We start from the raw sequence: 13,856 nt of genomic DNA, 5'->3' as shown, positions 1-13,856 counted from the left end.
ATTTACTATTTTATAAAACTAATTGGCTTGTAATTATAGATAATCCTTATTTTTGATGAAACCTTTGATTAAAAATATGGATACATTTATAAACTTAATTTCAAATATTTCTTGGTGGCTTTGGATAATTATAGCACTTGTTCTTGTTGCTGTACGAGACATTTTTCAGAAAAAACACACCATTAGTCATAACTTTCCAATAGTTGGTCATTTTAGATATATGCTGGAAAAAATTGGTCCAGAATTAAGACAATATCTTGTTGCTAACAACAGGGAAGAGCTACCATTTAATCGTATTGAACGTGGTTGGATTTATGCTTCTGCAAAAAAAGAAAACAACTATGAAGGTTTTGGTACAGACCGCGATATTTATGCACATCAACACATATTTATAAATAATGCCATGATGCCTTATAAGGTTGCAGACTCGCATCCACACGCTACAGATAAATCGTTTTTACCTTGTGCTAAAGTTATGGGAGAACATAGTAAACGTAAAAAACCGTTTAGACCGGGTTCTATAATTAATGTCTCAGCGATGAGTTTTGGCTCGCTTTCCGCGAAAGCGGTAGAATCTCTAAACAAAGGGGTTAAAATAGCAGGCGCTTACCATAATACTGGAGAAGGTGGTTTATCTCCTTATCACAGTCATGGTGGAGATGTCGTGTTTCATTTTGGAACAGGTTATTTTGGTGTTCGTGCAGAAGACGGTGGTTTTTCTATGGAGAAAATGGTAAAATTAGTCGAAGACAATCCTTTTGTTAGAGCTATAGAAGTTAAACTATCTCAAGGTGCAAAACCTGGAAAAGGTGGCGTATTACCTGGTGCCAAAATAACACCAGAAATTGCAAAAATTAGAGGTGTTGAAGTTGGAAAAGACGTCCTATCGCCTCCTAATCACAAAGCGTTTTCTAACGTTCCAGAATTAGTAGATTTTATTGAAGCTATTGCAGAAAAAACAGGACTACCTGTTGGTATTAAAGCGGCTATTGGAAAGCTAGAGCAATGGGAAGAATTAGCAGATATTATGGTTAAAACTGGAAAAGGTCCAGATTTTATTACTGTTGACGGTGGTGAAGGTGGTACTGGTGCTGCCCCTCCAAGTTTTGCGGACCATGTTAGCTTACCCTGGGTGTACGGTTTTGGGGATTTATATAAATTATTTCAGAGTAAAGGCTTAAGCGAGCGTATTGTATTTATTGGTAGTGGTAAATTAGGTTTCCCTGCCAAAGCAGCAATGGCGTTTGCAATGGGTGCCGATTGCATTAATGTAGCACGTGAAGCTATGATGAGTATTGGTTGTATCCAAGCGCAAGTTTGCCATACTAACACGTGTCCAAGTGGTGTTGCTACGCAAAGTAAATGGTTGCAAAATGGTATTGATCCGACTTTAAAATCTGAACGTCTAGCACAATATTTTAGCACATTTAGAAAAGAGTTTGTCGAAATTACGCATGCTGCTGGATATGAGCATCCATGCGAATTTAAAATGACTGATATTGAAGTTAATGTAGATGATCACAATTTATCAAAAGAATTGGATAGTACTTATGGTTACACCAAAACAGTAGTTCCGTTTAACGGAATACAAAGTTTAAAAGATTGCAAATATTTAGGCGGAAAAGCTTAAATCAAACTATTACAAACTAAAAAAGAGGCTTCAATTGAAGCCTCTTTTTTTTACATAAATTTGAGTTTTATTTTATCGATTATCCTTTTCTTAATTTATTTACAACTAGAGTGTCATCTTGATAACAGTCAAACAGTTATTATGTTTAACTCTTTGAAAGGTTTCGACTACGCTCAACCTGACATTACGGTTTTAATTTATTTATAATAATTATGTTATTATTAATTAAACTCAAACTATAACACTAATTATCTCTTAATACATGTATGGCTGCGGATAAAGACTTAACTACGCCATTATTATCTGTATAACTTCCTGTAATTGTAATATCTATATACTGTCCTACTGTTCCAAAATTTGTAATTGTAGATGCTAATGTATTCGGCACACCGTGATCTATATTCAGGCTGTTTAGCTCAATTCCAATATATGAAGAACCATTATCTGGATGCGTCCCTAAAGTAGTTGCACTTCCGCTTATTAAAATACTTTCCCCAATATCGTTCTGACCACCAATACTTATAGAAGTAGAACTCCAAGAATCTGCAGTAATATTACTTAAAAAGTAGTCTACAGGATCATTATCTACTTGAAGTGTAATATATTCTGACACTGCGTTACAAGCTATTATATTTCCAACATCAGCACTTCCAAAATTATACGAGATAGTATCCGTTTCCTGAAATGTATCGTAGTCTACACCTTCTAAACTAAAACTTGTTAAGGCAGCACACTGAATAACAGATAACGTAAAATCGCCATTAGTTACAGATACCGATGCTAATTGATTGCCATAAATTATTGAGGCATAACCATTAGTTACATTTGTGTTTGCACAGTTAACTAAAGTACCACTAATTACAGTTGCTGTAACAGAAGGTAATACTAAACTATAATTAGTATCTACTGAAAAAGAACCGATGTTAGACGAAAACACCTCAACACCACATGGATCAAATGCTTTTAAAGTAAAAGCTTCGTTTATTGGAACAAAACCACAAATATTACCATCGCCATTAGTAAAAGCCGTTCTTCCATTAACTGCATTACTTTCAATAAGTTTAATATCAAGATTAGCTAATGGATTATTACTAGCATCCACAGCATTTATACATAAAATTACCGCAGGAAATGGCGCATCCCAGTTCCACCATGAAAAATGAGAAACTTCTCCTTGATACTTTCCGCCAACCAATGTTGCTTCTCCATCTTCCATCCAGACACCAGAAACCTCATCAAAATGCCATAATGGAATTGTTGCTGGTGCTACTCCGTTTTGTGCAGGATTTATAGGTAACTCTATTTGTGCCACACTTCCATCTGCAATATTCAATTTTTCCCCTGAAGCCCCTTTTAATTCAACATTTAACATCCCGTAAGACACTAAAACACGTTCTTCCCCATTAGCATTTTCAGCTTGCAAATTTCCTGGCATAATTGCTTCGATCGCAGGGTTAGACGTTTCTAAGTGATACATATACACATCTACATTTCCTGAATAAGCATTCCCGTTTTCATCTTTAAAAGCACCATCAAAACTCACTTTAGCGCCATTACTTAATGTAACCTCACTACTACTACCCGATGCTACTGTGCTTACTAGAGTTTCTGCTACAAGCATAATATTAATCATATTGGTTCCCGTAGTTGGCACTACAGATCGCATTCCTTTTAAATAACCAGGTTTTTGCGCGGTAATAAATCCCAATCGCTCTTTAACAGAAACATCATTAATTACAAACATTCCATTATTATCTGTAATTGCTGTTTTATTACCTATTGTAATATTTACATTATCTAAAGGTACAGAAGACTGATCTACAATACGTCCCATAAAATCCCGTTGAATATTAGAACCAAAATCTATTTGAGAATTCCCTGACGTACCTTCTGGCACTTCTGGCATATCAACAGATTCGTTAGGGTTACAAGATGTCAATACCATCATTAGCATGACCATTACACCAAGTATTAATTTAAAGTTTGCGTTTAAAGTTTTCATAATTTAAAGTTTTAACTGTTTAGAATTTATCATTTATATAGTTATATAAACTGATATTGATTTCTGTTACCCCTTATTAACATATTTTTTATAAATTATTTTAAAACATAACTCATATTTATCAGCTAACCTCTTATAATTCAGAAATAACAAGTCAAAAATAATGGATAGCTTTGTTTTTAAATAAATGTGCTTATTAATTAAAGTTGGTTAATAATCAAATCACATGCGCTTCCTTTATTACTTAATCTTGAAACACACCTAAAGTACCTTCGTAATGCCCCGTAAATGTTTCACCTTGCGCATTTACATATACGTAATCGACATCAATAGTACTTTGCGCTGGATTTGTAGTATCTATATTAATAGCATTTATAGTTAACACAGGAATAGGATTACCTGAGCCTTGCATATTTGTAGAGTCATCCATTGTTGGATTTCCATACTCCAACCCACTGATAAAATAAGGAGTTCCAAAAGATTGTACAGCCCCTATATAATCCTCGATTATAATAGTATTTGGTGTTAAGTTTGTAGATGAAAAGACATCGCCATAATATGTGTTACCAGCTGTAGGAGCAGAATTTGCTAAACTTGGATTATCACCTACTGTTAAATTAAAAAATACAAAATTAGAAAGGTTTAATGTAAATATATACTCATCTGCATCTAATGGCGCATTTGGGCTTGAGTCTCCATCTGCCATACGCGCATTTGAGAAGAAAAAATTGTATTCGTCTGGAAAACCGTCATTATTGTCATCGTCTTCATCAATTTCAAAATAAGCATTTGTTGTTTCGTAAAATACAGTGTTATGCGTAAAACCATCGGTTGGTGTTTCTGGAGTCGTTTGTGCATCGTCGTTATTATCACAACTAACTATTGTGATTGCTAGTAGCATTAAAAGTGTTTTTATTGTTTTCATAAGTAAGGTTTTATTTGTTTAATGATATAGATTACTATTGCACTTAGCTTTTAAATTTATAATAGGAAACACTAATAATTAATCTGTTTGCCTGTTATTTTCTAGCTATTTATTTATTCTATTAATATTTTTTTAGAAGAAAGACCTGTTGCAGTTTTTACTTGTAAAAAGTATAGACCATTAGCTAAGTTTGATGTATTTAAAGTGTTTTTTCCTTTTTTAAACTGACCTTGGTTAACTACTTGACCAGTTACACTTGTTAAGCTATAACTTGCTTCGGATTCTATAGAAACGGTTAGATTTTCTTTTGCTGGGTTTGGATAGGCTACAAAAATGGGTTGATTATTAGTCGCATCCTCTATTGATAATGTAGTCTCTATTTGTGTAGTTGCTGTATTGGTTATAATTGGCGAATTATAATCGAAAAAAATACTTGCAGTACTGTCTGCGATATCACCAATAGTAAAATCAGTTTTAGGTTTTATTTTAAAATAAACCCAACCATGACTACCTGGCTCATTAGTCGTACTGTCATCTAAGTAAATGTTTTCAAAAAAGAATTCAGCTTTATTATTGTCATACAACTTTGTAACAAAATTGTGACTTGCAGTCATTGGCTCAAAAGTGTCCCAATCTAAATCGCTATCTAAAAGTGTTTCAACTCTAATATTTATTGCAGATGCTGTACCCGTATTTTGAAAACGAATTCTAACATGTAAAAAGGCTGAAGCTTCCTGAACTGTAATGTATTCACCTTCTAAAAATATAGAATCATTTGGATCGTAAGAGCCAATGGTCATATCATCTACTATAGTTGTGTTGTTGGTAGAATCTATATCTCCTGTAGTTGTTGAAATATTTCCTATATAATTAAGTATGTCTCCATTGTTTACTGGATTATTAGTATCTGTTGGAGTATTTGTTGTTAAAAACACATCGACATATCTACTCTCAAAAGGTAATAAATTACTGTAATTCCAAGTTAGCAGATTTCCAACTTCAGATATTGGCGTTTCAGAAGTACTATTTAAAGTTTGCATATCCTCATCATATGAAAAATCAAAGCTTCCTGAAACAATAGCACTACCATTATTTTTATAAAAAACACGAACAGAAGTTTGAAAACCTGGACGTGCTTCAAATGTTGGTAATACATCAATACTTACGTCTTCTACTAAGCTATTTGCAGTAATGCAATAATCGACTACATCCGTATTTCCTGTGCTTGTAAATATGGATGTCTGACCACTTGGAGACACTGTAAAGAAAGAAGGATAATTTGGAGTTATTGATGTTGTACTAGAAGCATCTGGCGTATATAACGTGTAAACACCATTAGTATTAGTAAAAGTTAAACTAGAGACATTGTTACTTACGGTTGCAATTTTAGTATTTATAGATTTAACATCTGCAGCATCACAACCATTAACATCAAAGTCATAAGCAATAGTACCTGTTATTGTATTTGACATAGCAGGAATGAAAGAACAATTTTCTGCAAAAAACATTTGACTATCTATATTATTAAAGGTAGCGCTGGCATAGACAATATTATCCACGCAAATAAGTGATAAACTAGGATTGTTTTGTACCCGAAAATAAGAAGACGCCGAAAGATCTGTATTATTTCCATTTTTCATGTTTAAACTACTCAAATTATTATCGCTACAATATAATCTAGTCAATGCTGTGCGTTGTTGGGTAACATCTAAACTAGTTATTGCATTAAGTCTACAATCAAGATATGATATTAATGGGTTTTGTAACACATCTAAACTAGTAAGTTGATTATTTCTACAATCTAATATTGCTAAATTGGAATTTTGCGAAACATTTAAATCTGTAAGTTGATTATTCGAGCAAATTAAAGTCGACAACAATGTATTTGCATCAATGTCTAATGCAGACAATGTATTATAACTACAATCTAAATAAGTTAGTCCTGTATTCGGAATTAAATTTATGCTATTTAACTGATTCTGTTTTATTTTAATACTCTCTAAAGTATTAGAATTTGGTAATAGTATTGCTGTTATTTGATTAGAATTTAAATCTAATGTCTCTAGATTTAGCAAGCTGGTTAAGTCTAAACTACCAGCAATATTATTGTAACCAGCAATAACCGTTGTTAACGTACTAGTATTTGGCAATTGCAGCGATGATATTCCTGTAGAATAAGGAGCGCCATTATAGTTAATATTACTTGAACAATCTAAATAGGTTAACTGTGTTAAAGCTGAAATATTTAGACTAGACAAATCGTTAGTACTACAATTTAAATAGGTTAAATTTATAAAAGCCTCAATACCTGTAAAATCATTAATACCATAAACTTCAAGACCTCCTCCTCCAGTACAATTGGGATCCATTGGATCCATACAAGGATCCATCATCATCATGTATTGATAATTTGTAATTGTTAAACTGGTTACTGCCTCTGCTTCTGCTTCTTGTATATCACCATCATTATTAGTATCAATATTAGGATAATAGCTTATAAGCGCTTGTTTAAATTCTTGATCTGGGATATTAACAATTTGAGAATGTGCAGTAAAGCCACATAAAAATGTAAAACAAAAAAATAGTTTGTAAAAGTGTAAAGTTAGTTTCATGATTTCTAGCGTTTTTTAGTTAAGTTTTAGTATTCAACAACCTACATTAAGTTCTTGATAATCAAAATTATTAGAGATTGACCTGGATTAAGTATGCGAATCTTAAAAGTGCTTTTTTTAATTGATAAAACGTCGTTTTCATTTGATAATGTGTTTTATAAAAAAGAATCGACAATACTCACCTAAGTAAATATAATCGACTCTTATATAGACTAATAGCAACTCAAAAATAAGCATGAAACCTAATAAAAACTACCACCAATCTATTACAGGTTATTGTCATGCCACAAAAAACAGTTTTGATTCCATTATCGGTTTTCTTGTACAATAATTTAAAAGACATTATGTTTGTTATACTAAACAAACAACTTATGGAAGAACAATTATTAAATGTCGTCATGTATTCTGTCCCTTCAATAATCACAGGGGTTATCGCTTATCTTTTTTTTAGAGAACACATGCAGAATGAAGAAGAGCGTCGTAAATTTAATATTGTAAAAACCCTTAGTAAAGAGTCTTTACCGGTAAGACTTCAGGCTTATGAGCGTTTAGCATTGTTTTTAGAACGTATATCTCCAAACAAATTATTACTACGTGTGGCACCGCTGTCATCAGACAAACAAGCATATGAGGATTTACTAATAAAAAGTATCGAGCAAGAGTTTGAGCACAACCTATCACAACAAATTTATTTAAGCGACGACTGCTGGACTATAGTAACCGCATCAAAAAGTGCAACTATACAATTAATTAGAAAAGTAAGCATGAGCGAAAAAATAGACTCTGCAAGTAAACTTAGAGAAGCTATTTTAACAGAAATGCTTGACAAATCTGCACCAAGTAATGCCGGTTTACATTACATTAAAAAGGAAGTTTCGGAAATCTGGTAACCAAATTTTACAAAAAAAAAGCCCTATCAAACGATAGGTTTTTTTTTATGTACATAGTGCATCACTACAATGCATTTACACTTTATTTAATGGGCACAGTAGAGCTATACTCATCATGATTTTCATATTTACCTTGCGCATACAAATACCCTTGTAACCACCACTCTTCCATCAGTTTCTTATTAAAAATCAATGAGTTTTCTGTTAACTTAGTTGGTGTATAATATAGGTTTAGCTTCACATTTCTGTGTTTTGCAGCCAATTTTCCAATTGCAATATCCCCTTTTTCTACTTGATCTAACAAATGCCCAAAAAGGTTAATCATTAACGAAAACGGGTTTTTACCCAACACCTTGTTGTATTCCAAATTTTCGCTTTCTAAAACTATAGCATCCACTTCTGTAGCGCCACGCAAAATAGCTTCTCTTATTGGTATTACACAACCTAAACCACCATCTGCATACTCAAAACCATCTTTTATTGCCAATGACATAAACGGAATATAATTGCACGAAATCCAAACCCACTCGCAAAACTCCTCGTAGCTATAATCGTTTATAGACTTATACTCCACTCGGTTTTTAGATAAATTAGTAACCGTAACCACAACATCTTCTTTAGTGGCTTTAATTGTATCATATTCAGCTTTAGTAAAATGCTCTTTAATATGTTTTTTTAGGTTTTTACTTTCTCCAAAAGTTCGTTTTCGTTTAATAAATTGCAAGGCAGTATTAAAATAGTTAATCGACACATACTCTCTATCGCCTTTTTTCTTAACCACAAATGGATTAATACTAAAAATCGAATTCTGATTAACATGTGTATAAATATCGTAAAGCTTACCAATATTACCGGTAGCCAAATGCGGAATTAACAAACTTCCTGTAGATGTTCCCAAAAACATATCATACTGTTTTCCTTCTTGTTCAATTAAATGTTGCGCAACACCACCTGCAAATGCACCTTTACTTCCTCCTCCAGATATGACTAATGCTTTCAAATTATTGTTTTTGGTTATCCTGCAAATTACTAATTATAGATTTATATTTTTCATTTTCAGATAACAAATCTACAAGTTGCTTAGCAAAACTCTTGAAACGCCAATTGTGGTGCTTCGTCGCCTCTAAAAGATTTGTCAAAGCAACGGGATTAAACACACCCAAGCTAGACAAGGTTTCAAAAGCATTTTGTCGTCTTGAAAAGGGTTGCGTAGGATTTGTATAACCTACTAATTCATTAAAAAAAACTTCCGTTTTATCTTGCTCATACTCCGGTGTAGCAATAGCTAAAGCCAACCATAAGATTCTAATATTATAATTATTAAAACCGTAAATCGACTTTGTTTGCTCTAAATATAGGTTTCGCTTACGCGGAAAATTGGCCCATAGGTTATACAATGCTGCTTCAATAGTAATATAAGAAGCATCATTAAGCAACCCTTCATACTGCTTTTGATATTTTAAAGGAACCGTTCTCAAGCCTAAAGCCAAAGTTTGTCTTAACTGAATTTGGTCCGAATTAAATGCCTCTAAAATTAAATCGTCAGAAGTAGGATACTCTGGTTTTGATAACGCTTCCTCTAAAACCGAAACCTGAATAGCATGAAACCCATCAGGCAAAGTTGTAATTAAGCTAGACGGAATGTAATTATCATCTGCATCAGTCCTGAAACTTAAATATGGATTAGTCTGCTTGGTTATTAAAAACGAAGCGGTTTCATTGTCTTCTAAACTGGCTATCATTTGTCCCTCCAACAATGCAGGCGATTTTAACCAACGGTCCACAAATAACGTTAAGTCTTTTCCCGATTGTTTTTCTACTTCAGTTATAAAATTAGAAGTCTCAACATTTTTAAACGCATAACGGGTTAAGTAATCCTCTACAGCCTTTTTAAAGGCTCTGTCACCCACTTTTTCTCGTAAAACATGTAAAGCCCAAGCACCCTTTTTATAAAACGTTGTACTGCTAGATTTTGGATTTAAAAGCGCAGTACCATCTCCTGCTTCATCTTGTGCTTTTAATTCTACATAATACTCATAAAGCCTATTGTAGTAATACGCATCTCCAAATAGATCTCGCTCTGCCAAAAGCGCGTAATACGTTGCAAAACCCTCCTGCAACCAATGGTGCGTCCCCGAAGTTTCCGTAACCAAATCTCCAAACCATTGGTGCGCCAATTCATGCGCATTAACATTAACGTAGTTTTTATCTATAAAACTTGTGCTATCAATCATAAAATCGTCACTAAAAATAGTGCAACTCGTGTTTTCCATTCCTGAATACAAAAAATCTTTTACCGGTACTTGCTTATAGTTTTGCCAAGGATAAGGTACACCAATTTCGTCTTCTAAAAAATCAAACATTTGTTTGGTATATCGGTATGTTGGCTCAATTTTAGCAGAATCTTCTGGATAATAATACAATTGTATAGGTATTCCGCTTTTGGATGTAATTACCTTTTGTTCATATTTGCCAATAGCCAAGGCGACAAGATAACTTGACATTGGTTTTTGCATGTCGTAGTGCCAAGTGGTTGTTGAGTCGTTACTAATTTTATCGATTAATGCACCGTTAGCAATAACCTGATAGTCTTTATCATAAGTAATTGACAAGTTAAATTCGATTTTATCATTCATATCATCAATACTAGGTAACCAATGACTTGTGTACTTACCTTGTCCCTGGGTCCAAATTTGATGAGAGTTTTCTTTTTCAGTGAAGTAGAGCGCTTTTTTAGGCTTTACTCTATACTCGATATTTAACTCATGATACGAATTAGCTTCAAATTGTGGTTTATATATAATTTGCTTTCCGTCATACTCAAAATCAAGATCGTAATGGTCATCATAAAAATTGTTGATTTCAATGTTTACAGCGTCAATCATTAAAGAATCAAACGGCTTCAAGGCTTTATAAATATATTTAGCTTTCCCTTTAACAGTATTGTCTTTTTCAAAACTAACTTCAGCTTTAATAGATATAAAATCAATAAATTCAGTTTGTTGCGCTTTCGCGGAAAGACATAAAAACGTAATAAATAGCACTAAAAAGTATCTCATAAATAAATTTAAACAAGGATTAGACCAAAATACAAATTTTTGTAACGTGTTAACTCCTCTTTCTTTTGATTTCCTTTAAAGGGGAAACAAAATTCATTCATCTCTTTACAAAAAGAAGAGAATTGATTTGCAGTAAGGTCTTTATTGTATTCATTGATCTTGTCCTCTTTTTTTTGAAAACAACCTTCAGTTCGAGTGCCTTGACGCAAGAAAGGTGTATCGAGAACTCCACTTTCTTACAAATGCTTCTCGATACAATTTGCTCATGCTTCACAAATCACTCGAAATGACGCTACGCAGTAAAACACACAATAACAAGCACAAGACGTCAGTTCGAGTGCCTTGACGAAGGAAAGGCGTATCGAGAACTCTACTTTCTTATAAATACTTCTCGATACAATTTGCTCATGCTTCACAAATCACTCGAAGTGACGCTACGCAGTAAAACACACAATAACAAGCACAAGACGTCAGTTCGAGTGCCTTGACGAAGGAAAGGTGTATCGAGAACCAAACACTTTCTAAACTTTTATAAAAACCAACAATTACTTAAACCAAAATCAACTAAAGCAAGACAATGCCAATCGATTTAACTTTCTCTTTAAATCAAAATGCATTAATTTCGTTGTCTATGAGTACTAACTTACAAACTCCAATAGATTACCTAAAAGGCGTCGGACCAAATCGTGCAGATTTATTGCGCAAGGAGTTGGGTATTCACACCTATCAAGATTTAATAAATCTGTTTCCAAACAGATATTTAGATCGTACAAAATATTACAAAATCAACCAATTATTACCTAATGCTGCCGAGGTACAAATTATTGGTAAAATCACAAAATTTGAAGAGATTGCTCAGAAAAGAGGCAAGCGATTAGTTGCTACTTTTAAGGACGAAACTGGCACCATGGAATTGGTATGGTTTAGAGGTCAAAAATGGATTAAGGAAGCTTTAAAATTAAACGCAACTTATGTCATTTTTGGAAAAACAAACTTGTTTGCAAACAAGTATAATATGCCGCATCCTGACATCGAATTACTAACCGAACATCAGGCAAATTTACGAAGTGCAATGCAAGCCATTTACCCTTCAACTGAGAAGTTATCTAACAGAGGAATTAGCAATCGCGTGATGACAAAAATAATGCAAAATTTGTTCCTTGAAACCAAAGGAAGATTTGTTGAAACTTTGTCCGAAAAACTGCTCTCAGAAAACAAATTAATTTCGAAATCTGAAGCCCTTTTAAATGTTCATTTTCCGAAGGATCAAACAGCACTTTCTAAAGCCGAATTCAGACTAAAATTTGAAGAGTTATTTTACATACAATTACAATTAATTCTTAAAAATTTAATTCATAAAACTAAGATTAAAGGATTTCCTTTTGAAACCGTTGGCGCACATTTTAATACGTTTTTCAAAAACCATTTACCGTTTGAATTAACCAATGCGCAGAAGCGTGTATTAAAAGAAATAAGAGCAGATTTAGGTAGTAATGCACAAATGAATCGTCTTTTACAAGGTGATGTTGGCTCCGGAAAAACCATAGTGGCATTAATGTCAATGTTAATAGCGGTTGACAACGGTTTTCAAGCTTGCTTAATGGCACCGACTGAAATTTTGTCAGTACAACACTATAATGGATTACTAGAACTATGTAACAAATTAGAAATCAGAATTAAACTGCTTACAGGTTCAAGTAAAACTTCAGAACGAAGAGAGATACACAAAATGTTAGAAAGTGGCGAATTAGACATCCTAATAGGTACACATGCTGTTTTAGAAGACAAGGTTAAATTTAACAATTTAGGACTTGCAATTATTGACGAGCAACACCGTTTTGGAGTCAAGCAACGCTCTAAGCTTTGGAAAAAAAACACCCTTCCTCCTCACGTTTTGGTCATGACAGCAACTCCAATTCCAAGAACTTTAGCAATGTCTGTTTATGGCGATTTAGACATCTCTGTAATTGACGAATTACCACCCGGAAGACAACCCATAAAAACGGTCCACAGATACGACTCAAATCGACTAAAAGTATTCCGTTTTATTCGGGACGAAATTGCTAAAAAAAGACAAGTGTATATCGTCTATCCTTTGATCCAAGAAAGTGCTCAAATGGACTACAAAGATTTGATGGATGGGTACGAAAGTTTGGTGCGCGATTTCCCGATGCCAGAGTATCAAATTTCCATCGTTCATGGCAAAATGAAACCCGCAGATAAGGAGTTTGAAATGCAACGATTTGTTAAAGGCGAAACACAAATTATGGTGGCAACAACGGTTATAGAAGTTGGGGTAAATGTACCCAATGCTTCGGTCATGGTAATTGAAAGTGCAGAGCGTTTTGGACTAGCACAATTACACCAATTAAGAGGTCGTGTTGGACGTGGTGCAGAGCAAAGTTATTGCATCCTAATGACCAGTCATAAATTGTCAGAAAACAGTAAAACACGTGTCCAAACCATGACCAGTACAAATGATGGTTTTGAGATTGCAGAAGTGGATTTACGACTTCGTGGACCAGGAGATATTATGGGGACCCAACAAAGCGGAATTTTAAATTTACGCATTGCAGATATTGTAAAAGATAACGACATTTTGCAACATGCACGCTATTGGGCAAAAGACCTTTTAACTAAAGATCCAAGCTTAAGTAGTCCTGATAATGCAATTATATTAGAGACGTACCGACAAATGAGTAAATACAAAAACATCTGGAACTACATTAGCTAAGTTT

At 33.7% G+C, this 13,856-nt stretch carries 8 protein-coding genes; 3 read left to right on the top strand and 5 right to left on the bottom strand.

From position 1 onward, the window contains the following. Nucleotides 1–76: 76 nt before the first annotated feature. On the top strand, nt 77–1,630 hold the full coding sequence (locus tag ACZ2G2_RS11620; protein WP_470392225.1) for an FMN-binding glutamate synthase family protein: 1,554 nt from the start codon (nt 77–79) through the stop codon (nt 1,628–1,630). A 244-nt stretch (nt 1,631–1,874) separates the two neighbouring features. On the opposite strand, the gene ACZ2G2_RS11615 is transcribed toward ACZ2G2_RS11620, so the two are convergent. The 3 genes from ACZ2G2_RS11615 to ACZ2G2_RS11605 form a co-directional block, all read right to left on the bottom strand. After that, a complete protein-coding gene (locus tag ACZ2G2_RS11615; RefSeq protein WP_470392224.1) occupies nt 1,875–3,632 on the bottom strand; it encodes a carboxypeptidase-like regulatory domain-containing protein in 1,758 nt (585 codons plus the stop codon). Nucleotides 3,633–3,876: 244 nt separating this feature from the next. Beyond that, nucleotides 3,877–4,557 carry a hypothetical protein gene (locus ACZ2G2_RS11610; RefSeq protein ID WP_470392223.1) on the bottom strand — a complete coding sequence of 227 codons (681 nt, stop codon included), beginning with the start codon at nt 4,555–4,557 and terminating at the stop codon, nt 3,877–3,879. Nucleotides 4,558–4,670: 113 nt separating this feature from the next. Next, nucleotides 4,671–7,169: a T9SS type A sorting domain-containing protein gene (locus ACZ2G2_RS11605; protein ID WP_470392221.1), complete on the bottom strand. Its 2,499-nt coding sequence runs from the start codon at nt 7,167–7,169 to the stop codon at nt 4,671–4,673. 371 nt (nt 7,170–7,540) lie between these two features. Between ACZ2G2_RS11605 and ACZ2G2_RS11600 the strand changes: the two genes are divergently transcribed. Then, on the top strand, nt 7,541–8,059 hold the full coding sequence (locus tag ACZ2G2_RS11600) for a DUF7935 family protein (protein ID WP_470392219.1): 519 nt from the start codon (nt 7,541–7,543) through the stop codon (nt 8,057–8,059). Nucleotides 8,060–8,141: 82 nt separating this feature from the next. Here the strand turns inward: ACZ2G2_RS11600 and ACZ2G2_RS11595 are convergent, their stop codons facing one another. After that, nucleotides 8,142–9,059 carry a patatin-like phospholipase family protein gene (locus ACZ2G2_RS11595; RefSeq protein WP_090842065.1) on the bottom strand — a complete coding sequence of 306 codons (918 nt, stop codon included), beginning with the start codon at nt 9,057–9,059 and terminating at the stop codon, nt 8,142–8,144. A 1-nt stretch (nt 9,060) separates the two neighbouring features. Next, complete coding sequence (locus ACZ2G2_RS11590) at nt 9,061–11,118, bottom strand: M1 family metallopeptidase (protein WP_470392217.1); 2,058 nt, start codon at nt 11,116–11,118, stop codon at nt 9,061–9,063. Between the two features lie 631 nt (nt 11,119–11,749). On the opposite strand from ACZ2G2_RS11590, the gene recG reads away from it, so the two are divergent. After that, nucleotides 11,750–13,852 (top strand): ATP-dependent DNA helicase RecG, encoded by a 2,103-nt coding sequence (gene recG, locus ACZ2G2_RS11585; RefSeq protein ID WP_470394914.1) that lies wholly within the window; start codon nt 11,750–11,752, stop codon nt 13,850–13,852. Nucleotides 13,853–13,856 lie beyond the last annotated feature (4 nt).

The organism is Olleya sp. KKT75 (assembly GCF_055635485.1).
This window is presented reverse-complemented; position numbering and strand designations above follow the sequence as displayed.